The organism is Streptomyces endocoffeicus (assembly GCF_016741935.1).
GTDB lineage: Bacteria > Actinomycetota > Actinomycetes > Streptomycetales > Streptomycetaceae > Streptomyces > Streptomyces endocoffeicus.
The window spans coordinates 72507-97243 of record NZ_JAERRG010000019.1; the positions used below are offsets into that span (position 1 = coordinate 72507).

The window sequence follows — 24737 nt, forward strand, 5'->3', positions numbered from 1 at the left end:
GATGAAGGGGCACGCAGTGCTCCTGACGAACCTTTTTTGGGAGGACTCGTGGGAGTCAGCCTCAGCAAGGGCGGCAACGTCTCGCTGACCAAGGAAGCCCCGAACCTGACCGCGGTCGTCGTGGGTCTCGGCTGGGACGCCCGTACCACCACGGGCACGGACTTCGACCTCGACGCCAGCGCCCTGCTGACCAACGCCGAGGGCAAGGTCGGCAACGACCAGAACTTCGTCTTCTTCAACAACCTCAAGAGCCCCGACGGCTCCGTGGAGCACACCGGTGACAACCTCACCGGTGAGGGCGAGGGCGACGACGAGCAGATCAAGGTGAACCTGGCGGGCGTCCCCGCCGATGTCACCAAGATCGTCTTCCCGGTGTCGATCTACGACGCCGAGACCCGTCAGCAGAGCTTCGGCCAGGTGCGCAACGCCTTCATCCGCGTGGTGAACCAGGCCGACGGCAATGAGCTCGCCCGCTACGACCTCTCCGAGGACGCCTCGACCGAGACCGCCATGGTCTTCGGCGAGCTGTACCGGAACGGCGCGGAGTGGAAGTTCCGCGCCATCGGCCAGGGGTACGCCTCGGGGCTGCGCGGCATCGCGCAGGACTTCGGCGTCAACGTCTGAGCGACGCCCGAGCGGGCCGTCGTAGGCCGCCGAAGGCCGTCGACAGGGCAATCATTCCGGCGCCGCACCCCCCGCGCCCCAGGGGCAGGGGTGCGGCGCCGGACGCGTATCACCCATGCAACACCCCGGGGAGGAAACAGCATCATGGGCGTCACACTCGCCAAGGGGGGCAATGTCTCCCTCTCCAAAGCCGCTCCGAATCTCACACAGGTGCTCATCGGCCTGGGCTGGGACGCGCGCTCCACCACCGGAGCGCCGTTCGACCTCGACGCCAGCGCCCTGCTGTGCCAGTCGGGGCGGGTGCTCGGCGATGAGTACTTCATCTTCTACAACAACCTCAAGAGCCCCGAGGGCTCCGTCGAGCACACCGGTGACAACCTCACCGGCGAGGGCGAGGGTGACGACGAGTCCCTGCTGATCGATCTGGGCAAGGTCCCGGCCGAGGTCGACAAGATCGTCTTCCCGGTCTCCATCCATGAGGCCGAGGCCAGGCGCCAGACGTTCGGGCAGGTCAGCAACGCCTTCATTCGGGTGGTGAACCAGGCGGACGGCCAGGAGCTGGCCCGCTACGACCTCTCCGAGGACGCCTCCGGCGAGACCGCGATGATCTTCGGCGAGGTCTATCGCTACGGCGGCGAATGGAAGTTCAGGGCCGTGGGGCAGGGGTACGCGTCGGGTCTGCGCGGCATCGCTCTAGACTTCGGAGTCAACGTTTCGTAAAACCGCGTAAAGCGCGCGGGGGAGACCTTACGACGAAGGATTGGGTTGGCAGTGCTCCTCAAAACCTTTGGTTGGTCGTTCGCCGTCACGGCGATCGGTCTGGCCCTGGCCGGAGTCCTCTGGGGGTGGCAGGGGCTCGCCATCGTCGGGATCCTCTCGATCCTGGAGATCTCGCTCTCATTCGACAACGCGGTCATCAACGCGGGCATTCTGCGCAAGATGAACGCCTTCTGGCAGAAGATCTTCCTGACCGTCGGCATCCTGATCGCCGTCTTCGGCATGCGGCTGGTCTTCCCGGTGATCATCGTCGCCGTCACGGCCAAGATGAGCCCCATCGAGGCCGTCGATCTCGCGATCAACGACAAGAACCAGTACGAGCACCTGGTCACGGCGGCGCATCCGGCGATCGCGGCCTTCGGCGGGATCTTCCTGCTGATGATCTTCCTCGACTTCCTCTTCGAGGAGCGGGACATCAGGTGGCTGGGGTGGCTGGAGAAGCCGCTCGCCAAGCTGGGCAAGCTGGACACGTTCTCGGTCGTGGTCGCCCTGATCGCGCTGCTGATCGTCGCCACCACCGTGGCCACCGACGTGGCCCACGGCGGTGGTGACAAGAGCGCCACCGTCCTGTTGTCCGGCGTCGCCGGTCTGCTCACCTATCTGATCGTCGGCGGCATCTCCGGCTACTTCGAGGACAAGCTCGAAGAGGAGGAGGACGAAGACGAGGACGACGAGGCCGGTGCGGCCGAGGGCGAGGGCGACGAGGGCGCGAAGGCCGCCACGGGCGCCCAGCTCAACGGCAGCGGCGGCCGTGGCTCCAGCGGCGCCTCCGTGGCCGGCCTGGCCGGCAAGGCCGCGTTCTTCCTCTTCCTCTACCTCGAGGTCATCGACGCGTCCTTCTCCTTCGACGGGGTCATCGGCGCCTTCGCGGTCACCAACGACATCTTCGAGATGGCGCTGGGTCTGGGCATCGGCGCCATGTACATCCGGTCGCTGACCGTCTTCCTGGTCCGCAGGGGCACCCTGGACGACTACGTCTACCTGGAGCACGGCGCGCACTACGCGATCGGCGCGCTGGCCCTGATCCTGCTGATCACGATCAAGTACGAGATCAACGAGGTCATCACCGGCCTGGTGGGTGTGGTGCTGATCGCCGCCTCGTACTGGTCCTCGGTCCGGCGCAATCGCCGGGAGGAGGCCGCCGGGGAGGATTCGGAGGCCAAGACGGAAGTCACCTCCGGAGTCTGACCGCCGCGAGTGTGACGCGGCGGCGTTTGAGGAACGCTCTGAGCGGGGCGGCCGAGGTCTTCCGACCTCCCGGCCGCCCCGCGGCAGTTGGGCGGCCGGCCGGGCGGCTGGACGGGCGGGCTGGACGGGCGGCTTGTGGGGCTGTTTCCGGGGCAGCCTTCTGCCGTCGGCTTCGAGGCAGCTAGTGACGAAGGGTGGGGGTGCGCACCATGGCGTTCTGGAGCAACTGGGGACGGTCCGCATGGCGCCAGTTCGACAGCGGTGACGCGTCCGGTGTGGTCGAGCTGACCAAGCGGAACGCGTCGATCTCGCTGACCAAGCAGGGGGCCGCGACCGGCAATCTGCGCATCAACCTGTCCTGGCAGATGCGCACCTCGGACTTCAACAGCAGGGCGAGGCGCGGCTCGCTGCGCCATCCGCTGCAGATGTTCAAGCCCGAGCCGGTGCAGGCCCAGGGACCCGCGTTGGTCAATGTCGACCTCGACCTCGCGGTGATGTACGAGCTGAAGAGCGGCTCCAAGGGCGTGGTGCAGCCGCTGGGCGAGTTCTTCGGCAATCTCAACGAGGCGCCGTACATCAAGCTTAGCGGCGACGACCGGTTCGGCTCCGGGTCCGGTGAGACGGTCTACGTCAACATGGACCACAAGGACGACATCAAGCGACTGCTCGTCTTCGTCTACATCTACGACGGCACCCCCGCCTTCGACCGCACCCACGGCCTGGTCACGCTCTATCCGAGCAATGGGCCGCGGGTGGAGATCGCGCTCGACGAGCGCGCCCCGCAGGCGCGCTCCTGCGCCGTCGTGCTGATCGAGAACGTCAAGGGCGAGATGGTGGTCCGCCGCGAGGTGAAGTACGTCTACGGCTTCCAGGCGGAGCTGGACCGGCTGTACGGCTGGGGCCTCCAGTGGGGCCGGGGCTACAAGTCCAAGGTGTGACCCCGGTCCGCCGCGCGGCCCCCGACCCCGTCCGCTCTTGCCTGCTCTTGCCTGTTCCTACCTGCTCTTACCTGTTCCTACCTGCTCTGGAACTGCGGGCCCTGCGGCGGCAGGACGAAATGGGGGTCCGGCACCTGGGCGGGGATCGGCGGCGGGGGCGGCGGCACCGGCCCCGTCGGCTGCACCTGCTGCGGATAGCCGTACGCGGGCGGCTGCGGATAGCCGTATCCCGGCTGCGGTTGCCCGTATCCCGGCTGCTGCTGAGGCTGCGGATAGCCGTAGCCGGGCTGTGCCGGGGCCTGGGCGGGTGGCTGCGGATACCCCGTGCCGGGGGCCTGCGGGGGTGGGGGCGGCAGCTGTGACGGCACATAGGCGTAGCCGCTGTCGCCCTGCGCGGCGGCGGGGTGCATGGGCTGGGTGCGCTGCGGATCCCAGGGGTCGGGCGACACCGGGTGCGGATAGCCGTACGCCGGGGGGTGGGCCTGGGTCGTCGCGTCGGAGGGCGGCGGCGGGGTCGAGGGCGGAGTGCCGGGGGCCGAGGGGGCCGAAGGGGGTGCGGGGGTCGCGGCCGCGGCCGCGGGCTCAGGGGCGGGGGCCGGGGCTCCGGGAGCGCCGGCGGGCTCGGGTACGGCGATGGCCTCCGGCTCGGCCGCGGCGTCGTCCTCAGAGCCGCCCTCGCCGTCCTCCACCGAGATCCCGTACTGGGTGGCCAGCCCGACCAGCCCCGACTCATAGCCCTGCCCCAGGGCCCGGAACTTCCAGCCGTCGCCGCGCCGGTAGACCTCACCGCAGATCAGCGCGGTCTCCTTGCCGGTGTCCGGCAGCACCGCGAAGATCGCGACCGGCTCGGCGTCCGCCGCGTCCGGCGCACCGGGCGAGGCGTCGTACAGCAGCAGGCTCAGATCCCGTACCTGCCCGAAGGTGCCGCCGTCGGCGGACGCGGCGATCACCACCCGGCGGATCTCCGGCTCCAGCCCGATCAGCTCGGCCTCGATGGTGTCCGTCAGTGTGTCCTGGTTCGGCGTCTTGGGCAGATGCCGGACCAGCCCCGAGGGGTGCTGCGGCTGGTTGTAGAAGACGAAGTCCTCGTCCGAGCGCACCCGGTCGTCCGGCCCCAGCAGCAGCGCCGAAGCGTCCACGTCGGGTACGTCCGTGCCGGGGGTCCAGCGCAGCACCGCGCGTATGGCCGTGGCCTCCAGCGGGATGTTCGATCCCTTCAGCATCGCCTGCGTCATGGCGGCAATCCTGCCTTCCCGGTGGGTGCGGGGACAACGCAGGGTACGCGGCGGGCGGCAGTGCGGGGGTGGTACGGGGCGGCAGGGCGGGCATGCCGGACACCACGCGGACGCACACGGGTTACGTGATTTTCACGCCCTTGGGGAACTTTTGACCCATGGCCGCACGTACGATTATCGGCCAACCGTGGGTCAGCGGGACCGAGGCGGCGTACCGGCAGCGCGGGGAGTTGTATGCGGCATTTCGAACATCTGCCCATCGAGGTGCGAGCCAACCTCTTCCACCGGGAGCCCGGTGAATTCGGCGTGGACTCGCCCACCCGGACGCTGGCCATCGCCCTCGGAGCCACCCTGTACTGCCCGGCGACCCGGCCCCAGCTGGCCGAGGACATCGTCAAACAGGCAGGTCGTGGCGTGGTCTCCATGGTGCTGTGCCTGGAGGACTCCATCGACGACGCCGAGGTGGCGGGCGCGGAGGAGAACCTCGTACGGCAGCTGGGGGAGCTGTCGGGGCGCGACTCGGGCACCTCGCTGCCACTGCTCTTCATCCGGGTCCGCACCCCCGGGCAGATCGTCGATCTCGTCTCCCGGCTCGGAGCGGGCGTGCGGCTGCTGTCCGGATTCGTACTGCCGAAATTCACCGAGGAGCGTGGCGGGGCCTTTCTCGAGGCGCTGATGTCGGCCGAAACCGCCCAGGTGACCGAGGTGTTGGGCGGGCGGCGGCTGTTCGCGATGCCGGTCCTCGAATCGCCCGAGCTGATGCACCGCGAAACGCGCACCGACAGCCTCAGCGGCATCAGCCGGATTGTCGACAAATACCGGGACCGGGTGCTGGCGCTGCGCCTCGGGGTCACCGATCTGTGCTCGGCGTACGGGCTGCGCAGGGCTCCCGACATGACCGCCTACGACGTCCAGCTGGTCGCGTCCGTGATCGCGGACGTGGTGAACATGCTGGGCCGGGCCGATGGCACGGGCTTCACGATCACCGGGCCGGTGTGGGAGTACTTCAAACCGCATGAGCGGATGTTCAAGCCGCAACTGCGGATCAGCCCCTTCAGCAGCGGCCGCGCCGAGTCGCTGCGCACCGCGCTGATCGAGCACCACATGGACGGGCTGCTGCGCGAGATCGAGCTGGACCGGGCCAACGGTCTCCAGGGCAAGACCTGTATTCACCCCACCCATGTGGCCCCGGTGCACGCGCTCTCCGTCGTCAGCCACGAGGAGTTCAGCGACGCGGTGGACATCCTCGAGCCGCAGCGCTGCGGGGGCGGTGTGCTGCGCTCCTCGTACACCAACAAAATGAACGAGGTGAAGCCGCACCGGGCCTGGGCCGAGCGGACCCTGCTGCGCGCGGAGGTCTTCGGGGTGGCCCGGGAGGATGTGAGCTTCGTGGAGCTGCTGGCGGCGAGCCTGCGGCCGTAGAGCGAACCGGGCCGGGGACGGGTACGGGACCGGGGACGCGGGCACGGGGACGGGGACGGGGACGGGGACGAGGACGGGGACGGGGACGAGGGACGATGGAAACGAGGCGCAGGACGGCGTGAGCGTGGACAACGTGTGGTCGGGACAGTGGGTCGCGGACCGGCTCGGAGTACGGCTGGCCGGAGCCGGAGCCGGAGCCGGTGCCGGTGCCGGTGCCGAGGTCGGGGCTGGTGACGGCTTCGGCGACGGCGACGGGGACGGGGACGGCGACGGCTTCGGCGGCGTGGGCGGCCAGGGCGGCCAGGGTCGCCAGGACGGTGACGACGGCCGGAACGGCGACAGCGGCCCGGACGCCGACGGCGGCGCGGAGCTGCGTGAGCTGCTGGGGCTGGCCCTGCGGCGCAACCCCAAGCGGGCACATCTGCTGGTTTCCAACGTGCTCGGCAAGCACGTCCCGCAGCGCCCCGCCACCGTCCACGGCGCGGGCGTGCGGCTCGGCCGCCGGGTGCGGGAGCTGCTGGGCGACGAGGCGGCTGCGCGCGCGGTGGTGCTCGGGTACGCGGAGACCGCCACCGGACTCGGCCACAGCGTGGCCGACGGGCTCGCCCTCGCCCCGTACCTCCACTCCACCCGCCGCCCGGTCCCGGGCGTCGCCACGGTGGGCGGCTTCGAGGAGGAGCACAGCCACGCCACCTCCCATCTGCTGCTCCCCGAGGACCCCGGGTTCCTGGCCTCGACGGGCCCGCTGGTCCTCGTGGACGACGAGTTCTCCACCGGCCGTACGGTCCTCAACACCATCGCCGCCCTCCACCGCCGCTTCCCCCGCGACCGCTATGTGGTGGTCGCCCTGGTGGACATGCGCTCGCCGGAGGACCGGGCCCGCCTGGACGCCTTCGCGGCCGGCCTCGGCGCCCGCGTCGACCTGGTCGCCGCTGCGGCCGGAGCGGTGCACCTGCCCGACGACGTTCTGGAGCGCGGCGCGGAGCTGGTGGCCGCGCACGAGGCTGCTGCCGAGGACCGTAAGGACGCCACCGCCACCGCCACCGCCATCGCAGAGGGCGCGGGCCCGTCCGCCGGCCGCGTGGACCTCGGCTGGCCCGAGGGGCTCCCGGACGGCGGCCGCCACGGCTTCACCCCCGCCCACCGCACCCGCCTCGAAGCAGCCCTCCCCGTCATGGCAACCCGCCTCGCGGCGGCGCTGAGGGAAACACCGGACACCTCTGCCACGCCAGACGCACCGGCGGCGCCCGCTGAAGACCCGGCGGCAACCTCGCGCCGGGCCGCGCCCGCCCTGGGCGGGCCGGGCGGTGAAGCGGGCGGCCCCGGCCCCGGCGCCGGTGGCGCCCCCGCCCCGGCCCGCCCGCTCCGTCGCGTCCTCGTCCTCGGGTTCGAGGAGCTGATGTACGCGCCGCTGCGGATCGCGGAGGCGCTGGACGAGGCGCTCGACGGCGTCGAGGTGCGGTATTCGACGACTACCCGCTCGCCCGTGCTCGCCGTCGACGACCCCGGGTACGCCATCAGGACCCGGCTGACCTTCCCCGCGCACGATGAGCCCGCCGACGGCCCCGGGCCCCGCTACGCGTACAACGTGGCGCCCGGCGCCGACCCCGGCCGCCGCTTCGACGCCGTCGTCGCCGTCGTCGACTCGACCGCCGACACGCCCGCGCTGCACGCCCCCGACGGGCTGCTCGCCGGCTTGAGCGCGCACACGGACCGGCTGGTGCTGGCCGTGGTGCCGTCCTACCGCCCCCAGACCCCACCCACCCCCCGCACCGTCCCCGAACGACAGGCACCGCCCATGCACCAACCGTCGTACGAGCCCCTGCGCGGGCCGGACTTCTCGTCCTACGCCCCCGAAGAGGTGGGCTGGCTGCTCCAGGACTTCTCCCACGTCACCCTCGAAGCGCCCACCGAGGAGCGCGAGGAGGCGATCCAGAGCGGGGGCGCGCACTACGCCGAGTCGCTGCCCGTGGAGTACCAGCCGAGCGAGCGCTATCAGGAGCTGTTCCGGGCCGCCCTCGACACCTCCGCCGCCCGGATCGCCCGCGCGGTCGGCGCGGTCACCGAGACCGTGCTCGCCGAGCGCTCCCCGCGCCCCGTCCTCGTCTCGCTCGCCCGCGCCGGCACCCCCGTCGGGGTGCTGATGCGCCGCTGGGCGCGCCACGCCCACGGGCTGGACCTCCCGCACTACGCGATCTCCATCGTGCGCGGCCGCGGCATCGACACCGCCGCGCTGCGCTGGCTGGCGGACCACCACGACCCGTCCGACGTCGTCTTCGTCGACGGCTGGACCGGTAAGGGCGCCATCACCCGCGAGCTGTCGGACGCCCTCGCCCCGTACCCGGACTTCGATCCGCGGATCGCGGTCCTCGCCGACCCCGGCCGCTGTGTGGACACCTACGGCACCCGGGACGACTTCCTCGTCCCCTCCGCGTGCCTCAACTCGACCGTCTCCGGGCTGATATCGCGCACCGTGCTCCGCGCCGACCTCGTCGGCCCGGACGACTTCCACGGCGCGAAGTACTACCGCGAACTCGCCGGCTCGGATGTCTCGGAGTACTTCCTGGACACCGTCTCGGCCCGCTTCGCCGAGGTCGCCGAGGCGGCCCTGGCCGACGCCGGGCGGCTCGCGGCCACCGACCGCACCCCCACCTGGGAGGGCTGGGCCGCGGTCGAGCGGATCAGCCAGGAGTACGGCATCCACGACGTCAACCTCGTCAAGCCGGGTGTCGGCGAGACCACCCGGGTACTGCTGCGCCGCGTCCCGTGGAAGATCCTCGCCCAGCGCGGCGCGGGCGCGGACCTGGACCATGTGCGGCTGCTCGCCGAGCAGCGCGGAGTGCCGGTCGAGGAGGCCGACGACCTCCCGTACACCTGCGTCGGGCTGATCCACCCGCACTACACCCGGGGCGCCACCGGGGCCGACGGAAAGACGGTCGGCACGGCTTCCGACAAGACGGCTGACAAGACGGCCGACAAGGCGAACACCGCGAACACGGCGAACACGGCGGGCATCGCCGCCGGCAGACATGAGAGAACGGTGGCGGCACGATGAGCGTTCTGGTGGCAAGCGACCTCGACCGCACCCTGATCTACTCCGCGGCCGCGCTCGGCCTCGAGATGCCGGACGCCGAGGCCCCGCGGCTGCTGTGCGTCGAGACGTACGAGGGCAAGCCGCTGTCGTACATGACCGAGACCGCCGCCGGGCTGCTCGCCGAGCTGGTCCGCACCTCCGTCTTCATCCCCACGACCACCCGCACCGTCGAGCAGTACCGCCGCATCCGCCTCCCCGGCCCCGCCTCCCGCTTCGCGATCTGCGCCAACGGCGGCCAACTGCTGGTCAACGGCGAGCCCGACGCCGACTGGCACCAGCGGGTGCGCAGCGCCCTCGACGACGGATGCGCCCCCCTGGAGGAGGTGCGCGCCCACCTCAGCGCCACCGCCGACCCCGCCTGGCTGCTCAAGGAGCGGGTGGCCGAGGAACTGTTCGCCTATCTCGTGGTCGAACGGGAGCTACTGCCCGAGGGCTACGTCAAGGAGCTCACCCAGTGGGCCGACCCGCGCGGCTGGACGGTCTCCCTCCAGGGCCGCAAGATCTACGCCGTGCCCAAGCCGCTCACCAAGAGCGCCGCCGTCGCCGAGATCAAGAGCCGCACCGGAGCCGACGAGGTGCTCGCAGCGGGCGATTCGCTGCTCGACACCGATCTGCTGCTCGCGGCCGACCGTGCCTGGCGCCCCGGCCACGGCGAACTGGCCGATATCGGCTGGTCGGCGCCCCAGCTGACCGTGGTCGAGGAGCAGGGCGTCGCGGCGGGCGAGGCCATCGTCCGCGCCCTGGGCGAGCGCTCCTCCGTCACCTGGGCGCGCGCCCGCAGCCAGATCATCCGCGCGGTCTCCCGCGGCCGGGACTGACCGGAAGCTGAGCTGCCTTGATCGGTGTTGTCCGAAAAGCAGAGCTGTCCGCGAAGCGGAGCTGTCCGCAAAGCTGAGCCGTCTGTAAAGCTGAAGCTGAAGCTGAACGGATCGGATCGATCGGAACGGAACGGAACCGGTCCGGGAGCCGAGGAGCCGAAAGGGAGGCCGTGATGGCCGAGAGCAAGAGCACACCGATCACGGCCGAGCTGTACGACTACGTCCTGCGGCACAACCCGCCGCTCGACCCGGTCCTGCGCGAGCTCGTCGAGGTCACCCACCGCAACCTCCCCGGCCACGCCGGGATGCAGTCCGCCGAGGAGCAGGCCCCGCTGCTGGCCTTCCTGGTCCGGCTGACCGGCGCCCGCCACATCGTGGAGGTCGGCACCTTCACCGGCTTCTCCGCGCTGGCCATGGCCCAGGCGCTGCCCGCCGACGGCCGGCTGATCGCCTGCGATGTGTCGGAGGAGTGGACGGCGTACGGGCGGAAGGCGTGGGCCAAGGCGGGCGTCGAGGGCCGCATCGACCTGCGGATCGCGCCCGCGCTGGACACGCTGCGCGCGATGCCCGCCGAGCCCCATGTCGATCTCGCCTATCTCGACGCGGACAAGGAGAACTACATCCCGTACTGGGAGGAGCTGGTTCCGCGGATGAATCCGGGCGGTCTGATCGTCGCGGACAACGTCTTCTACCACGCGCAGGTCATGGAGGCGGCGCCATCGCCCGGGGGCGCCGCGATCCAGGCGTTCAACGACCATGTGGCGGCGGACGCCCGGATGGAGGCGGTCATGCTCACCGTCGCCGACGGCCTGACGCTCGCGCGCCGGGTCAGCTGAGCCGCCGGTCGCGGATCCGCTGCCGGACCCGGGCCCAGCGCCCGGGGGGCTTGGGCCGGCCGGCGGGCTCGGCGCCGCCGGGCTGATCCAGCTTGCCCCACTTGCCGGGCGGCTGACCGGGCCGTTCAGGACCGGACCGTTCAGGACCGGACCGTTCAAGATCGGACCGTTCAAGAGGTCCACCCGGGGCGCCCGGCCCACCCGGGGCGCCCGGGGTCTCGGGTGTGAGCGGGGCGCCGGGCTGGAGGGCCGTACCGCCCCGTTCGGCGGCGCGCTCCCGCGCCGCGACCAGCTCACGCGCGTGGGCGGCCTCGCGCTCGGCCTGCTCGGGGTGGCGGGTCACCCAGTACGGATTGTCATGCGGCAGCCCGCCGCTGACCCGTCCGTACATCCCGAACCACATCAGCAGCAGCCCCACCACAAAGCTGAACAGCACGTTCTGCATCCGGAACGCCAGGAAGTTGTACGGGGTCTCCAGCAGCGCCAGATTGACGAACCCGCTCAGCAGGAAGAGCAGCCCGAACACCATGTTGAGCGACGAGGCGAAGTTGCCGCCGATGAGCATGCCGAAGAACAGCAGCAGCCCGATGACGATGGAGAGCACGCTCAGCGTGCCGTTGGTGTTGAGCCCGGCGACCGTGTTCGCGCCGGTGTCGAAGAAGCCGACCCGGTGGATCAGGCCCAGGATGCCGAAGGCGACGAGCACCAGCCCCATGAGCCCGGCGCCGACGCGATAGACCTTGCTGAGCCGGTGATCGACGGGCAGATGCTCATCGAGCGTGGTGTGCGCGCCGATCCGCTCCGGGAAGTGCCGTGCGACTCCGGCGGGATGAGGACCGATGGGGGAGGGGCGGCCCGTAGCCATCTCCGGCCTCCTTGCTGCTGGCGCCGGACCTCGGCCGCGCGCTCTGCGCGCTCTGCGCGCTCTTCGCGCTCTTCGCGGTCGAGGCCGTACCCGTGGACCGCCACGTCACCGGCGCGTACACGACGTGCACGCGCACATCCGGAGGCGCGGCACGGGTACGTATCTCCAGGATCCGCCCCGGTCCCCCAGGGCTCAACCGCAGCAACCGCCGCCGCAGCAGCCACCACCGCCGCCGCCGGACGGGGGCCGGACCGAGGAGGCGGAGGACGACGAGGACGCGGCGCCGGTGACGGCCACGGTGGACAGCAGCTTCACCGTGTCGTCGTGCCCGTCCGGGCAGGACGCGGGAGCGGAGGACTCGGCCATGGGCCGGTTCAGCTCGAAGGTGGTGCCGCAGGCGCGGCAGCGGTACTCGTAGCGAGGCATGGCAGGAGCATAACCACCGAACCGCAGGTCAGCCCCCCGAATGAGACCTGAACTTCCGAGACCTGGACTTCCGAGACCTGGACTTCCGAGACCTGGGCTTCGCGAGGGCTCAATGCCCCCCGCCCCGCTCGTCCCGGATCTCCTGGACGACCCGGGCGACGGTCTGCCGTACGGCCTCGGTCTCGGAGAGGAAGTGCCACCAGTCCGGATGCCGCCCCTCAAGACCCGCGATGGCCCGGTCGAGGCGCTCCACGGCGTCGTCCAGCGGGCGCGCGTGGCGCGGATCCGGGGTGCTGCGCCCGGCCATGGCCAGCCGCTGCGCGTCGCGGATCGCGAACCGGGTGCGCTCGACCTCCTTCTGCTGGTCGTACGACACCTCGTCCAGCCGCCGCAGCCGGTCCCCGGCCGCCGAGACGGCCTCGTCCGTGCTGTTCAGCAGCGCCCGTACGGTGGCCAGCAGCGCGGTGGCATCCGGCCAGCGCTGCTCCTCGCGCGCCGCCTGCGCCTCCTTGAGCTTCTCCTCGGACTGCGCCACATCCCGCGCCGCCTGCGCGGGGACGGGCTGCAGATCCTGCCAGCAGGCCGCGGTGTACCGGCGGCGCAGCTCGCTGAGGACGGGCTCGACCCCGGCCGCCCGAGTGGTGATCGCCTGGGCGCGGGTGCGCAGCGACACCAGCCGCTTGTCGATCTCCGCCGCCCGCTCCGGCAGCCGCTCGGCCTCCCCGCGCACCGCCTCGGCCCTGCGCAGCACATCATCGGCGCGCCGCAGGGTCTCCTGCACACCGTGCTGCCCGGCCCCCTGGTTGAGCTTGGTCAGCTCGGGCGACAGCGCCGCCAGCCGGGCCGCCAGATCGTCCGCCCGCAGCCCCGACGCACGCACCGCGTCCAGCGCGTTACTCGCCGCGAGCAGCGCCTGACGCGCCCGCTCCACCGCCGGCGCCAGCCGCGCCAGCCGTGTCTCGGCCTGCTCAAGCAGCGCCCCCAGCCCCTGCCCGAACCGGTCCAGATCCGCCTTCGTCCGCTCCAGCGCGTCCTTCGCCCTGGTCAGATCGGTCCGGGCCCGGGAGGCCGTCGCCGCGTCCAGATCGTCGCGGTCCAGATCGTGGGCGTCCACCGCCGTGATGTAGTCCTGGCTGACCTGGTCGATCCGCCGCTCCAGCGCCGAGAAGTCGGCCGCCGTCCGGCGCGCGGCGGGCGAATCGTCCATGGCGGTGATCGTCTCGATGGAGATCCGCAGATCCCGCTGCGCGGTGTCCAGCTCATAGAACGCCGCCGCCGCGGCATCTTTCGCCGCCTGCGCCTCCGCCCGCTGACTCTCCCCCCGCCCCCCGAACCACCGCCGCCCCCCGCCCCCACCGGCGAACGACAACGACCCCACCGCCACCAACAACGGCACGGGCAGCAGCACCAGCCCGAGCACGGAGGGACCACGCGACTGACGCGACCGACGCACACGGACGAGCCGGGCCAAAGCAATGACTGGGATAAAGCGGTCGACCGGACGGCGCGGGCGACGCGGACGGCGCGCTGGACGAGCAGACTCTGCAGATGACGCCGCCACTTCCCGCTCCCGATGGATCGCCCAGCTCCGAATGTCATTCTCCCACCCGACACTGACGAGCACAGCGCTCGGTTCGGTTCGCGATCTGCGGACTTCTCCGACCCCGGTCCGCCCCCTCCGCGGTCCCCTCCCCACAATTGCGGCACCGACCCGGAAACCCTGTAGGCTGACAGCTCCCCTGGGGCGCATAGCTCAGCGGTAGAGCGCTGCCCTTACAAGGCAGATGTCGGCGGTTCGAACCCGTCTGCGCCCACCTTCTGGACCAGCGCGGATCCCGCCCCGGCGGCCCGCGCTGTTCGCCGTAGCCATGGCATTAACCATGAATGGGTTCCGCAGCCATGGCGAACACCCAGCCCACGCGCCGCCAGCGCGGCAGCATCCGCCCCGACGGGGCCGGCTTCCAGGTTCGCGTCTACGCGGGCAGCGACCCCCTCACGAAGAAGCCTCTCCACCTCCACGAGCAGGCCGCCACCCTGCCCGAAGCAGAGAAGGCCCGCACGCGCCTGCTCGCCAAGGTCGACGAGCAGCGCCACTCCAAGGGGAAGATCATGGTCGCCAAGGTGCTCGACCGGTGGATGGACGTCGCCCGCATCGAGGAGAGCCCCGCCTGACCCGCTGCCGAGAACAGTGCGGGGGCAAGCTCGAAGGCCGTATCGACCCCGCCACCAGCCAACGCCACGAGTGCCGACCGCTCTCCAACGTCGACCTGTCCCAGACGTACGAGATCTCCGTGGGCACGGCTCATCGGTGCTTCGCCCAGCTGAAGGAGGAGGGCCTGATCACGGTCAGCCCCGGCCGCCGAGCAGTGGTCCAGGAGCCCGATATGGTCCCAACTCCGCTTCCTGATGTGGCCGGTCACGTACAGGTGGACGCGATGGGATGCCGGCCAGGTCGGTACCGGGCACAGGCGATCAGCTGTCTGCGCTGGCGTCTTGGCCGATGAGTTGTGCCACGCGCTCCATGCAGCGCATCCGGGCGGGAGAGAAGTCGTAGGGCATCTTGGTGATCGCCTCCGCGGCGCTCATCCGCGTGTCCTCCTCTTCTGCCAGATCGGCGTCGTAGGTCTCGAAGAGTTCGTCATCGGCTGTGTCCTGCCCGGCTGCCGTGATGGCCTGCATGAGGGCCATGTGGTGGGTGTACCGCTGTACGGCGATTTCCTCGACGCGCGGGTCATCGGGGTCGACGCCGTCGTCGAGGGCGGCCTCGGCCTCGTCGAGACGGTCCTCCTCGGCCCGTAGGTCGGGATGGGTGGCCAGCACGATGTACACGCCGGCCTGTATCGCGGAGCCGAGCGGACCGAAGATCCGTTCCGTGACCAGCAGGGCCTCCATGTCGGAGGCGCGCAATGCGCCAGGGGGCAGGTGACTGAGCCGATCCGTCACCAGCTCGGAGAGCAGGCCCTGCGGGCTGCCGACAGCCCGCAGGCGCCCGACGGCCGCGCGCTGACGTTTGATGTCGGCCTCCTGGGCAGCCAGGGATTCCTCCAGCCGGCCCAGGGTCTCCTCGATGTCCCCGGATTCGTCGAAGGCGGCTCGCATGTCGTCCAGGCTGATGCCGACCTCCGCCATTCTGCGGATCCACAACAGGCGGATCATGTCGTCGTAGCCGTAGCGGCGGCGGCCGTCTCCACCGCGCTCGGGTTCCGGCAGCAGACCGATCTGGTGGTAGTGGCGGATAGCGCGTGGGGTGGTCCCGGCGAAGGCGGCAGCATCGCCGATCTTGACCTGGCGGGGCGGTGTGACGGAGGGGTACATCGCAGACGGAGCCTTTCGTGCTGTGGTGCCTCGACGACATCACATGCCGCTACGGCAGGTGCAACAACACACCACCCGGGTTCCACCGACCGCGAGGCCCTGGCCACCGCCGGAACCGATCACTGTGACGAGAAATCCCGCATCCCGCATCCCGCTGGCAGACCTCCGCGCCCTCATCCGCCAGCCGTTGTGTGCCACGAATTAACACGCAGAGTGACGTCGGCGGCCAGATAACTCCCCACCAGGTGGCGGCGGTCGGGGAATTCCCACTGGCCGTCGACACCTGTGTCATCCATTCATGTGGGCTGGGCCACTGCGGCGCCACGACCGTTTCAGCCGACGGGACAGCCCCGTCCGCCCGGAACGCTTCCTGGGCGGTCGTACGGCCCAGCTCAGACCTGGTAGCGAGCTGGGTCTTGGTCAGCCCTTTGTGGCTGCGGCTGCCGCGGGTACAGCTGGCGCAGCTGTACCCCCACACAGTGGGAGACAGCGTCCCCCGGGCCGTGGCCGATGTGCGCGGTAGCATCCGGGGCCTGCTGAGCGCATAACGAGGAAGGCGCAATGACCACGATCGCTGTCACCGGGCACATGGACCTCACCGACGAGTCGGTGCCGCTGGTGCGAGGAGAGCTGGACAAGGTCCTCGCCGCCTATGAGCCCTCCAGCCTGGTAGGAGTGTCGTGCATCGCGAAGGGCAGCGACAGCCTCTTCGCGGATGCGGTCCTGGCAGCGGGCGGGCGCCTGGTGGTGGTGATCCCGTCGGAGGACTACCGGCAAGCGAAGGTGAAACCGGACCACGCCGAAGCCTTCGACCGGCTCGTGGACGCAGCGGACGAGGTGCTGGTAATGCCGCACGCCACGGCGAACCGCCAGGCGTACGAAGCGGCAAACGCCGTGCTGCTGCAGCGGGCCGATCGTCTCGTGGCCGTCTGGAACGGGCAGCCCCCCACCGGCAAGGGTGGTGGGACGGCGGACGTGGTGCGGGAAGCGCGAGAGGCAGGTGTGCCTGTGGATGTCGTGTGGCCGGACGGCGTGTCCCGCTCGTAGGCCAGGGCCATGGCCTGTGGGGAGCGGGCTCGATCCATCATCCGGCCGTGGACCTCGACAGACTCATCGAACTCCAGCAGGCAGCCGACGACGAGCACGCCAAGCTCAGCGGCCTCGACTGTGACGAGCACACCGCCCAGTGGTAGCGGCTCGCCGCAATCAGCCTCTGACCAGGCAGAAGGGGTGCCCAGCCGGGTCAGTGAGGACCCGCCACCTGTCATTTGGCTGGTGATCCGGCTTGCCCGCGCCCAGCTCCAGCAGTCGTGCCTCGGCCTCATCCAGGTCGTCAACGGCGAAGTCAAGGTGGCACTGCTGGGGAATGCTCTGTTCGGGCCAGCGGGGAGGGCGATAGTCGTCGACTCGCTGGAAGCCGATGAAGAGGCCGTCCTCACAGGTGAGACCGGCGAAGTCGGCATTGGATTTCGGGTGCGGTTCGAGGCCCGTGGCTTGCTGATAGAACGTCGCCAGAGCCAGCGGATCAAGGCAATCGAGCGTTATCGCACGCAACTTCATCTGCAGGGGCATGGCACCTCCGGGGCCGATCAAAAGACCTTCGGGACGCACACCCTAGAGGTGGCCCGCTTCGGCCGCGTGGCGCAGCGGGGTGCGCGCGTTGAGCTGGTCGATGACGCCCGGCGATTCCGTTTCCCAGTGGCGCATCATCTCGGTCAGCGTGGTGCCGGGGGGCGATGGCGTTGACGCGGATGCCTTCCGGGCCGTAGGCGACGGCGGCCGACTCGGTGAGGCTGTGGACGCCTCGCTTCATCGCGCTGTAGGCGGGCAGTACGCACGCTCAACTGCGATGTCCTGGACATCGCCGACCGGGACCAGCGGGTCGTGAGCTACACGGCCGATCCCGGCTCCCCGGCGGAGGAGGCTCTGCGGCTGCTTTCGGTGATCGGCACACAGCGCATGGGTGTCCCCGGCTGACCGCGGCTTCCCTGCGCATGGGTGTCCCCGGCTGACCGCGGCTTCCAGCGGCCGGCACCGCCCTAGCGCCGCCGCGAGGGTAGTGGCTCAAGCGCGGGCCAGCGGGTGAGCATCGCGTCGCGCATGGCCAGGGCGAGCCGGCCCAGATGCTCGAGCTCGCTGCCGCTCGTGGTCATCTCGCCGACGATCCCGAGACGGTGGACGAGCCGCTGCCGGGCCGTCGCCGTGCCCCACTGCCAGTCCCCGTGGGGGAGCTTGGACAGGTGGTCGGCGGTTCCCCGGTGAGCCCGCTCGACGAGCGCGTCGCCTCGCAGCAGCCAGCCCGCGCACGCGTCGGTGAGATCGTCCTGGACATCGGCGCCTGTCGCCTGGCGCCAGGCCGTGCGGTACGCGGCCTCCGCCGCGTTCAGCAGCGGCTGGGCCGGGGCTGTGGCGCACCAGCAGGTCGGGAAGCCGATGCGAAGGTAGGCGAGTTCCATGAGCCCGTTGCCGAGCGCGGCCTGTTCGAAGTCGATGAACCTGACCCCGCTGCCGGTGTGGATGTCGTTGCCGGGGCAGGGGTCGCCGTGCAGCAGGGCGTGCCCGGACGCGTGGGCCAGGCGGTTCACGAGGTCGTCCAGTTCGGTCCGCACCGCGGTCGGCACCGTGCGGCCGAGGGTCTGGGCGAGTCCGAGGAAGGAGCCGATGTCCTCTCTTGTGGGGCCGGACCAGGCGGGGAGAAGGCCGACGTCGCCGGGACCGGTGGCCGCGTGGAGCCGGGCCAGCGCCTCGGCGTAGCCGATCACCCAGTCGTCGGCCGGCGGTTGATCGCCCAAGTCCTCCAGGACCAGCACCCGTTCGCCGGGGTCGGTGCCGAGGAGCCGTGGCGCGACGGGCGGGTCGACCCGGGACGCGAACCGTAACGCGGTCACCTCGCGGGCGTATCTCCCGGCGGCCTCCGGGCCCTCGATGAGCTGCTTGACCACTACCGGTGTGCCGGACAGCTCGGCCCGCCACACCCGCGATCGCGGACTGCTGTCCAGTCTGCGAGCCCGGCGGGGCGAACCCAGTTCGGCCCGCAGCTTCTCCCCGAAAGGCGGCGGTAAGGACATGGCCCGATCCTCCCATGTGCATACCGCCCATGTGCCTACCTCCCATGCGCCTACCGCGATACGAGGAAGTGGACCTCGCGGGGCCTGACCTCCAGGTCGCTCAGGCCGTCGGGCGTCGCGCCCATCTCGCGGGCGAGGCCGGCCGTCGCCCGGAAGGCGTCCTCGGACTCGTACGCGCCGGTGGTGACGACGGCGACGCCGTCCGGGGTGACCCAGACCCCGACGGACACGAAGCCCGGCTGCTGCCGCATCGCCTCGGCGACCTTGTGGCACTCGGCGACGAACTCCTCGCGGTGCTCGGGGGCCGGGTAGTGGAAGGCAACGAAACCGAATGACATGACGGTGTCCCCTCTCAAGTTATACGGTCTGTACGGTTCGTGTTATACGATGCCGTACAACACGAGGCTAGACCCGTTGTACGGCTCCGTACAACAGGTCTGACAGGGTGAGGTGGGCCACAGATGGGCGCATTGCGCACACCGCGCGAGAAGTGGGTGGAGGAGGGACTGCGGGCGCTGGCCGCGGGCGGCGTGGACGCGGTGCGGGTCGAGGCGCTCGCGAAGGCGCTGGGGGTGACCAAGGGCGGCTTCTACGGGTACTTCGCCGACCGCGAGGCACTGCTGGCCGAGATGCTGGACACCTGGGAGCGCGAGAGCGTCGGCGACGTGATCGACCAGGTCGAGCGGCAGGGCGGCGACGCGCGGGACAAGGTCCGCCTGGCCGGGCGGCTCACCTTCTCCAGCGACCGGCTGCTGCCCATCGATCTGGCCATCCGCGACTGGGCCCGCCGCGACGACGCCGTCGCCGAGCGTCTGCGCCGCGTGGACAACCAGCGCATTCAGCTGGCGCGCGACGCGATCGGCACCTTCTGCGACGACCCCGACGAGGTCGAGGCGCGCGCCCTGCTCGCCTTCTGCATGGCCATCGGCAGCCACTTCCTCGCCGCCGACCACCCCGGCACCACCCGCGTCCCGGTCATCGCCCGCGCCGCCGACATCATCCTCGACCTCCCGCATGGGAACCCTGGGGGCAACCCCAAGGGCGACCCCGGGGGCAACCCCAAGGGCAACCCCGGGGGATGACCGTCCCCAGGAAGCGCGTCGCCGATCCTCCCTCTTCGGCCATCGGCGGCCCAAGATGCCTGCCGAACACCCGTGGCAAAATCAGCGGGTGCAGATCGGGATGCTGGGGCCACTCGAGGTTCGCACGGACGACGGCGGCTCGGCCGACGTGCCGGGGGCGCGGTTGCGCGGAGTGCTGGTCGCCCTTGCGCTCAGGCCGGGGCAGGTGGTCCCGAAGGCGTCGCTCATCGACTGGATCTGGGGGGAGCGGCCGCCCGCCGACGCGGCGAATGCCCTGCAGCGCTTGGTCTCCCGGCTGCGGAAGGCGCTGCCGGGCGGGGTGATCGAGGGGCGGACGGACGGCTATCGATTGCTGGTGGAGCCCGATGCCGTGGATGCCGTGCGCTTCGAACGGCTCGTCGTCGCGGGTCAGGCCCGTGCCGAGGACGGTGCCCGGCGGGCGCGGCTGTTGCGCGAGGGCCTCGGGCTGTGGCGCGGTGCGGCCATGCAGGACGTCGGCCTGCGGGACAGCGCCGCGTTCGAGGCCGCGGTCGTACGGCTCGAGGGGTTGCGGCTGACCGCCACGGAGGAGCGGGCCGAGGCGGAGGTCACCCTGGGGCGGGGTGCGGAGCTGGTGGCGGAGCTGACCGATCTGGTGGCCGCGCACCCCGTGCGGGAACGGCTCGTCGGGGCGCTGATGCGGGCCCTCGTCGCGGCCGGTCGGGACAGCGAGGCGCTGCACGCGTACCAGCGCGCGCGGGAGGCGCTGGCCGACGCGCTGGGCGCCGACCCCTCGCCGGAGCTGGCCGCGTTGCATGTCGCGCTGTTGCGGGGCGAACTGGGGCGGGGCGAGCCGGGGCGTGGCGAACTGGGGCGTGGCGAACTGGGGCGGGGGGAAGCGAACCGTAAGAGCAATCTGCGCGCCGAGCTGACCAGCTTCGTCGGCAGGGCCGCCGATGTCGCCGCGGTCCGTGGGCTCATCGCCGAACACCGGCTCACCACCGTGATCGGGCCGGGCGGCGCGGGAAAGACCAGGCTGGCCACGGAGACCGCGCGCACGCTGCTCGGCGAACTGCCGGACGGGGCCTGGCTGGTGGAGCTCGCCGCCATCGGCGCGGACGGCGACGTGGCGCAGCCGGCGCTCGCCGGTCTTGGCCTGCGGGACGCCCTGCTCGGCGCGGCGCCGAACGCGGAGCTGACCGACCGGCTCATCGCCGCGGTCCGGGAGCGGGAGGCGCTGCTGATCCTGGACAACTGCGAGCATGTGATCGAGTCCGCGGCGGTCTTCGCCCACCGGGTGCTCGGGGAGTGCCGGCGGCTGCGGATCCTGGCGACGAGCCGGGAACCGCTCGGCATCACCGGGGAGGCGCTGTGGCCGGTCGAGCCACTGGCCCTGCCGGAGGGGGACGCGGGCCCGGTCGAGATCGGGTCCTCGCCCGCCGTCCAGCTGCTGCGGGACCGGGCCGGGGCGGTGCGCCGCGGCCTCGCGGCGGACGCCCATACGCTGGCGACGATGGTGCGGGTCTGCCGGGCGCTGGACGGGATGCCACTGGCGATCGAACTGGCCGCGGCCCGGTTGCGCACCATGTCCCTCGACCAGCTCGCCAACCGGCTCGACGACCGGTTCCGCCTGCTGACCAGCGGCAGCCGCACCGCGCTGCCGCGGCACAAGACGCTGCGCGCGGTGGTCGACTGGAGCTGGGAGCTGCTCACCGACGCCGAACGGACGGTGTTGCGGAGACTCTCGGTGTTCTCGGGCGGGGCGAGCCTGGAGGCCGCCGAACGGGTCTGCGCGGGCGGCGGAGTCGAGCAGGAGCAGGTGCTGGAGTTGCTCACCGCGCTGACCGAGAAGTCGCTGCTGGTCGCCGAGGGCCGCGGCGCCCCGCGCTACCGCATGATCGGCACGATCAAGGAGTACGCCGGGCACCGGCTCGCGGAGGCGGGGGAGTCGGACCTGGCGCGCCATGCCCATCTCGCCCACTTCACCGAGCTCACCGAGACCGCCGAGCCGCGGCTGCGCCGCGCCGAGCAGGTGGAGTGGCTGGCCGCGCTCGAGGCCGAGCACGACAACATCGGTGCGGCGATGCGCGGCGCGCTCGCGGCGGGCGAGGCGTGGGCGGCGATGCGGCTCGCGGCGGGCGCGGGCTGGTACTGGTGGCTCGGCGGGCGCAGGACCGAGGGCCTGGAGCTGATCACCGCGGCCACCAGGACGCCCGGGGAGGTGCCCGACGACGTACGGGCCATGGTGTACGCGCTGATCGTGCACTTCGTGACCTCCGGGCGGGGCGACGAGCGCCAGGCCGCGGAGTGGATCCACGAGGCGCACCGGCTCAGCGGGCGCGGCCACCGCCACCCGGGGGTGAAGTTCATCGCGGTGCTGGAACGCATGCTGCACGCGCCCGAAGCCGGCCTGACCGCGTTCGCACCGCTGATGGACGACGAGGACCCCTGGGTGCGCGCGCTGGCCCGGTGGCACATGGGCAAGATGCGGATCGTGTTCGGGCGGGACGGGCGAGATGGCCGTAACGGGCAGGAGAATCAGGACGGCCCGACCGCGGAGGTCTACCTGGAGGCGGCGCTCGCCGAGTTCCGGGCGCTCGGCGAGCGGTACGGGATCTCGCTCGCCCTGACCGAGCTGGCCAACCTGCTCGCCGTACGCGGCGACTTCGCCGGTGCGTGCGAGCGCTACGAGCAGGCGATCGCGGTCGTCAGCGAGGTCGGTGCCCCCGAGGACGTCATCCGGATGCGGTCGCGGCAGGCGCAGCTGTACTGGCTGCTGGGCGACAAGGACGCCGGCGCGGCCGCCATCGCCGAGGCGCGGCGGTGCGCGGAGCGGGTCACCTGGCCGGAGGCGCTGGCCGAGCTGGCCTTCTCGAGGGCGGAACTCGCCCGGTGGGACGGCGACGCCGAGGAGGCGCACCGGCAACTCGGCCTCGCGACGGCCATGCTGGGCGACGAGGCGGAGCGCCCGGACATCCGCGCGGCGACGCACGATCTGCTCGGCTACCTCGCCGACGACCTCGGCGAGGTCCGGGCGCACCGCGCGGCGGCCTGCGCGGCGGCGTCCGAGGTGGGGCACGCGCTGCTGATCTCGCATGTGCTGGTCGGGGTCGCGGACCTGGCGCTGCGCCGCGACGAGCACGAGCAGGCCGCGCGGCTGCTCGGGGCGAGCGCGGGCGTACGCGGGTTGTGGGACCGCGCCCACCCGGACCTGGCCCGGATCGAGCGGGCCGCGCGGTGCCGCCTCGGCGACGCGAAGTTCGCCGAGGCGACCCGGGACGGGACGCGCACCAGCTGGTCCCATCTGGTCGAGGTCACGCTCGCTTCCTGAACGTGGCGATCGCCCATACGTACCCGACGAGCGCGAACCCGACGGACCAGGCGACGGCCGCGAACGCGTCGCCGGTCGACGGGTGGCCGCCCGACAGCAGCCCGCGCAGCGTCTCGATGATCGGGGTGAAGGGCTGGTACTCCGCGAACTGCCGCACACCGGTCCCCATCGTGTCCGCGGGCACGAACGCGCTGCTCAGGAACGGCAGCATGATCAGCGGCACGGTGGCCATGCCCGCCGACTCCACGGTCTTCGCGGCCAGGCCCATGGCGACCGTGAGCCAGCTGGTCGCGAAGGCGAGCAACAGCATGAGGCCGATCACGGCGAGCCACTGGAGGAAGCTCGCGTGCGGACGGAACCCCATCGCGAAGCCGACGCCGATGATGACCGCGTCGGCGATCAGACCGCGCACCGTGGTGGAGACGACATAACCGGCCAGTACGGCGCCGTGGGAGACATCCATGGCCTTGAACCGGTTGTTGATGCCCTTCGTCATGTCGCCGTTCACGGCCGCCGCGGTCGGGCCCAATCCGTATGTGATGGCCATGACGGTCAGGCCCGGTACGGCGTAATCGACGTACTCGCCCGTGACCTTGAAGGCGCCGCCGAAGACGTAGACGAACATCAGCATCATCACGACGGGAAACAGGACCGCCTGGAAGACCGTGACCGGATTCCTGACCGTGTGCTTGAAGTTGCGACGCAGCATGATCGCCGCGTCGCCGAATGACGTCGAGACAGTGCTCATTCCGCGATCGCCTCCGAGGTGGCGTGTGTGGCTTGTGTGTCTTGTGTGGTGTGGGTGGTGTCCGCGGCCTGTGTGGCGTGACCGGTCAGGGCGAAGAAGACGTCATCGAGGTCCGGTGTGTGCACCGAAAACTCCTCCGCGGTGATCGTCTGCTCATCGAGCTTGTCCAGCAGGGCCCGCAGCGACTTCGAGTCACCGCTGCTGGGCACCCGCAGGGTCAGCTCCTGGTCGTCCCGGGTGGACCCGGGCAGGGCCCCCGCCGCCACGTCGAGTTCGCGGAGACCGGCGAACCGGAGCCGGACATGGGTGCCGGGGACCTGGCGCTTGAGCTCCTCGGGGGTGCCCTGGGCGACCAGGCGGCCCTGGTCGAGCACCGCGATCCGGTCGGCGAGCTGGTCGGCCTCGTCGAGGTACTGGGTGGTGAGGAAGATGGTCGTGCCGTCGGCCACCAACTCGCGGACGATCCCCCACATCGCGCGCCTGCTGCGCGGGTCGAGACCGGTCGTCGGCTCGTCCAGGAAGATGATCCGCGGATTGCCGACCAGCGTCATCGCCAGGTCCAGCTTCCGGCGCATACCGCCGGAGTAGGTCGCCGCCATCTTGTCCGCCGACTCCACCAGGTCGAACCGCTCCAGCAGCCGCCCGACCACCTGGCCGCCGGAGCGCACGCGCTTCAGGTCCGCCATCAGCCGCAGGTTCTCCCGGCCCGACAGCAGCTCGTCCACCGCGGCGAACTGACCGGTCACGCCGATGACCGCGCGCACCTCCTTGATCCCGGTCACCACGTCGTGCCCGGCGACGCGCACCGTCCCGGCGTCGGCCTTCATCAATGTCGTCAGAACGTTCACCGTCGTCGTCTTGCCCGCCCCGTTCGGGCCGAGCATGGAAAAAACCGATCCCGCGGCGACCTCGAAGTCGATGCCGTCGAGCACGACTTTGTCGCCAAATCCCTTGCGCAGCCCTGAGACCGCTATCGCCGAACTCTTCATGC

Annotated in this window: 22 protein-coding genes, 1 tRNA gene and 2 pseudogenes; 14 read left to right on the forward strand and 11 right to left on the reverse strand. The window is 71.2% G+C overall.

What is annotated here, in order from left to right:
* Positions 1–48 precede the first annotated feature (48 nt).
* From JK364_RS35890 to JK364_RS35905, 4 genes are all read left to right on the forward strand, one after another.
* Complete coding sequence (locus tag JK364_RS35890; RefSeq protein ID WP_201855555.1) at positions 49–624, forward strand: TerD family protein; 576 nt, start codon at positions 49–51, stop codon at positions 622–624.
* A gap of 144 nt (positions 625–768) precedes the next feature.
* Positions 769–1344, forward strand: coding sequence for a TerD family protein (locus tag JK364_RS35895; protein WP_037962224.1), 576 nt, complete (start codon positions 769–771; stop codon positions 1342–1344).
* Positions 1345–1395: 51 nt separating this feature from the next.
* Positions 1396–2589: a DUF475 domain-containing protein gene (locus tag JK364_RS35900; RefSeq protein ID WP_201855556.1), complete on the forward strand. Its 1194-nt coding sequence runs from the start codon at positions 1396–1398 to the stop codon at positions 2587–2589.
* Positions 2590–2798: 209 nt separating this feature from the next.
* The gene (locus JK364_RS35905; protein WP_201855557.1) at positions 2799–3527 is read left to right on the forward strand and encodes a TerD family protein; all 729 of its coding nucleotides are present in this window, start codon (positions 2799–2801) and stop codon (positions 3525–3527) included.
* Between the two features lie 77 nt (positions 3528–3604).
* On the opposite strand, the gene JK364_RS35910 is transcribed toward JK364_RS35905, so the two are convergent.
* Positions 3605–4762 carry a TerD family protein gene (locus JK364_RS35910; RefSeq protein WP_201855558.1) on the reverse strand — a complete coding sequence of 386 codons (1158 nt, stop codon included), beginning with the start codon at positions 4760–4762 and terminating at the stop codon, positions 3605–3607.
* 234 nt (positions 4763–4996) lie between these two features.
* On the opposite strand from JK364_RS35910, the gene JK364_RS35915 reads away from it, so the two are divergent.
* From JK364_RS35915 to JK364_RS35930, 4 genes and pseudogenes are all read left to right on the forward strand, one after another.
* Positions 4997–6184: an HpcH/HpaI aldolase/citrate lyase family protein gene (locus JK364_RS35915; RefSeq protein WP_201855559.1), complete on the forward strand. Its 1188-nt coding sequence runs from the start codon at positions 4997–4999 to the stop codon at positions 6182–6184.
* Positions 6185–6554: 370 nt separating this feature from the next.
* Positions 6555–9122 (forward strand): annotated as a pseudogene (locus JK364_RS35920) (phosphoribosyltransferase); the annotation flags it as partial.
* 113 nt (positions 9123–9235) lie between these two features.
* Positions 9236–10096, forward strand: a complete 861-nt coding sequence (locus JK364_RS35925; protein ID WP_201855560.1) for an HAD family hydrolase — start codon at positions 9236–9238, stop codon at positions 10094–10096.
* 173 nt (positions 10097–10269) lie between these two features.
* Positions 10270–10932, forward strand: a complete 663-nt coding sequence (locus JK364_RS35930) for an O-methyltransferase (RefSeq protein WP_201855561.1) — start codon at positions 10270–10272, stop codon at positions 10930–10932.
* On the opposite strand, the gene JK364_RS35935 is transcribed toward JK364_RS35930, so the two are convergent.
* From JK364_RS35935 to JK364_RS35945, 3 genes are all read right to left on the reverse strand, one after another.
* Positions 10925–11797, reverse strand: coding sequence for a DUF4383 domain-containing protein (locus tag JK364_RS35935; protein ID WP_201855562.1), 873 nt, complete (start codon positions 11795–11797; stop codon positions 10925–10927). The genes JK364_RS35930 and JK364_RS35935 overlap by 8 nt on opposite strands.
* 192 nt (positions 11798–11989) lie before the next feature.
* Positions 11990–12223: an FmdB family zinc ribbon protein gene (locus JK364_RS35940; protein WP_201855563.1), complete on the reverse strand. Its 234-nt coding sequence runs from the start codon at positions 12221–12223 to the stop codon at positions 11990–11992.
* Between the two features lie 109 nt (positions 12224–12332).
* Positions 12333–13676, reverse strand: a complete 1344-nt coding sequence (locus JK364_RS35945) for a coiled-coil domain-containing protein (protein ID WP_201855564.1) — start codon at positions 13674–13676, stop codon at positions 12333–12335.
* 289 nt (positions 13677–13965) lie between these two features.
* Here JK364_RS35945 and JK364_RS35950 point away from each other — a divergent pair.
* Positions 13966–14037 (forward strand) — tRNA-Val (locus JK364_RS35950).
* Between the two features lie 70 nt (positions 14038–14107).
* The gene (locus JK364_RS35955) at positions 14108–14395 is read left to right on the forward strand and encodes a hypothetical protein (RefSeq protein WP_201855565.1); all 288 of its coding nucleotides are present in this window, start codon (positions 14108–14110) and stop codon (positions 14393–14395) included.
* Between the two features lie 300 nt (positions 14396–14695).
* On the opposite strand, the gene JK364_RS35960 is transcribed toward JK364_RS35955, so the two are convergent.
* Positions 14696–15538, reverse strand: a complete 843-nt coding sequence (locus JK364_RS35960; RefSeq protein ID WP_201855566.1) for a MerR family transcriptional regulator — start codon at positions 15536–15538, stop codon at positions 14696–14698.
* 561 nt (positions 15539–16099) lie between these two features.
* Here JK364_RS35960 and JK364_RS35965 point away from each other — a divergent pair.
* Positions 16100–16585 carry a hypothetical protein gene (locus tag JK364_RS35965; protein ID WP_201855567.1) on the forward strand — a complete coding sequence of 162 codons (486 nt, stop codon included), beginning with the start codon at positions 16100–16102 and terminating at the stop codon, positions 16583–16585.
* Positions 16586–16744: 159 nt separating this feature from the next.
* On the opposite strand, the gene JK364_RS35970 is transcribed toward JK364_RS35965, so the two are convergent.
* Both JK364_RS35970 and JK364_RS35975 read right to left on the reverse strand, forming a co-directional pair.
* Complete coding sequence (locus JK364_RS35970) at positions 16745–17110, reverse strand: VOC family protein (RefSeq protein ID WP_201855568.1); 366 nt, start codon at positions 17108–17110, stop codon at positions 16745–16747.
* Positions 17064–17351 (reverse strand): SDR family oxidoreductase, encoded by a 288-nt coding sequence (locus JK364_RS35975; RefSeq protein ID WP_230993014.1) that lies wholly within the window; start codon positions 17349–17351, stop codon positions 17064–17066. The genes JK364_RS35970 and JK364_RS35975 overlap by 47 nt, the downstream gene beginning before the upstream one ends.
* Before the next feature lie 23 nt (positions 17352–17374).
* Here JK364_RS35975 and JK364_RS55780 point away from each other — a divergent pair.
* Positions 17375–17515 (forward strand): annotated as a pseudogene (locus JK364_RS55780) (transcriptional regulator); the annotation flags it as partial.
* Between the two features lie 62 nt (positions 17516–17577).
* Here the strand turns inward: JK364_RS55780 and JK364_RS35980 are convergent.
* Both JK364_RS35980 and JK364_RS35985 read right to left on the reverse strand, forming a co-directional pair.
* Complete coding sequence (locus JK364_RS35980; protein ID WP_201855569.1) at positions 17578–18606, reverse strand: phosphotransferase family protein; 1029 nt, start codon at positions 18604–18606, stop codon at positions 17578–17580.
* 50 nt (positions 18607–18656) lie between these two features.
* Positions 18657–18944: a putative quinol monooxygenase gene (locus tag JK364_RS35985; RefSeq protein WP_201855570.1), complete on the reverse strand. Its 288-nt coding sequence runs from the start codon at positions 18942–18944 to the stop codon at positions 18657–18659.
* A gap of 123 nt (positions 18945–19067) precedes the next feature.
* On the opposite strand from JK364_RS35985, the gene JK364_RS35990 reads away from it, so the two are divergent.
* Together JK364_RS35990 and JK364_RS35995 are read left to right on the forward strand one after the other, a co-directional pair.
* Positions 19068–19688: a TetR/AcrR family transcriptional regulator gene (locus JK364_RS35990; RefSeq protein WP_201855571.1), complete on the forward strand. Its 621-nt coding sequence runs from the start codon at positions 19068–19070 to the stop codon at positions 19686–19688.
* Between the two features lie 88 nt (positions 19689–19776).
* On the forward strand, positions 19777–22998 hold the full coding sequence (locus JK364_RS35995; RefSeq protein WP_201855572.1) for an ATP-binding protein: 3222 nt from the start codon (positions 19777–19779) through the stop codon (positions 22996–22998).
* On the opposite strand, the gene JK364_RS36000 is transcribed toward JK364_RS35995, so the two are convergent.
* Entirely contained in the window at positions 22982–23746 is a 765-nt protein-coding gene (locus JK364_RS36000; protein ID WP_201855573.1) for an ABC transporter permease, read from the reverse strand. The two genes, JK364_RS35995 and JK364_RS36000, sit on opposite strands and share 17 nt — an antisense overlap.
* Positions 23743–24735 (reverse strand): ATP-binding cassette domain-containing protein, encoded by a 993-nt coding sequence (locus JK364_RS36005; protein ID WP_201855574.1) that lies wholly within the window; start codon positions 24733–24735, stop codon positions 23743–23745. Before JK364_RS36005 ends, JK364_RS36000 begins: the two co-directional genes overlap by 4 nt.
* Positions 24736–24737 lie beyond the last annotated feature (2 nt).

Excerpts from the sequence above, each read along its gene's own strand:
- JK364_RS35895 (WP_037962224.1), top strand. The coding sequence starts at position 769 with ATGGGCGTCACACTCGCCAAGGGGGGCAATGTCTCCCTCTCCAAAGCC.
- JK364_RS35905 (WP_201855557.1), top strand. The coding sequence starts at position 2,799 with ATGGCGTTCTGGAGCAACTGGGGACGGTCCGCATGGCGCCAGTTCGAC.
- JK364_RS35910 (WP_201855558.1), bottom strand. The coding sequence starts at position 4,762 with ATGACGCAGGCGATGCTGAAGGGATCGAACATCCCGCTGGAGGCCACG.
- JK364_RS35915 (WP_201855559.1), top strand. The coding sequence starts at position 4,997 with ATGCGGCATTTCGAACATCTGCCCATCGAGGTGCGAGCCAACCTCTTC.
- JK364_RS35925 (WP_201855560.1), top strand. The coding sequence starts at position 9,236 with ATGAGCGTTCTGGTGGCAAGCGACCTCGACCGCACCCTGATCTACTCC.
- JK364_RS35930 (WP_201855561.1), top strand. The coding sequence starts at position 10,270 with ATGGCCGAGAGCAAGAGCACACCGATCACGGCCGAGCTGTACGACTAC.
- JK364_RS35935 (WP_201855562.1), bottom strand. The coding sequence starts at position 11,797 with ATGGCTACGGGCCGCCCCTCCCCCATCGGTCCTCATCCCGCCGGAGTC.
- JK364_RS35940 (WP_201855563.1), bottom strand. The coding sequence starts at position 12,223 with ATGCCTCGCTACGAGTACCGCTGCCGCGCCTGCGGCACCACCTTCGAG.
- JK364_RS35955 (WP_201855565.1), top strand. The coding sequence starts at position 14,108 with ATGGGTTCCGCAGCCATGGCGAACACCCAGCCCACGCGCCGCCAGCGC.
- JK364_RS35960 (WP_201855566.1), bottom strand. The coding sequence starts at position 15,538 with ATGTACCCCTCCGTCACACCGCCCCGCCAGGTCAAGATCGGCGATGCT.
- JK364_RS35965 (WP_201855567.1), top strand. The coding sequence starts at position 16,100 with ATGACCACGATCGCTGTCACCGGGCACATGGACCTCACCGACGAGTCG.
- JK364_RS35970 (WP_201855568.1), bottom strand. The coding sequence starts at position 17,110 with ATGCCCCTGCAGATGAAGTTGCGTGCGATAACGCTCGATTGCCTTGAT.
- JK364_RS35975 (WP_230993014.1), bottom strand. The coding sequence starts at position 17,351 with ATGAAGCGAGGCGTCCACAGCCTCACCGAGTCGGCCGCCGTCGCCTAC.
- JK364_RS35980 (WP_201855569.1), bottom strand. The coding sequence starts at position 18,606 with ATGTCCTTACCGCCGCCTTTCGGGGAGAAGCTGCGGGCCGAACTGGGT.
- JK364_RS35985 (WP_201855570.1), bottom strand. The coding sequence starts at position 18,944 with ATGTCATTCGGTTTCGTTGCCTTCCACTACCCGGCCCCCGAGCACCGC.
- JK364_RS35990 (WP_201855571.1), top strand. The coding sequence starts at position 19,068 with ATGGGCGCATTGCGCACACCGCGCGAGAAGTGGGTGGAGGAGGGACTG.
- JK364_RS36000 (WP_201855573.1), bottom strand. The coding sequence starts at position 23,746 with ATGAGCACTGTCTCGACGTCATTCGGCGACGCGGCGATCATGCTGCGT.
- JK364_RS36005 (WP_201855574.1), bottom strand. The coding sequence starts at position 24,735 with ATGAAGAGTTCGGCGATAGCGGTCTCAGGGCTGCGCAAGGGATTTGGC.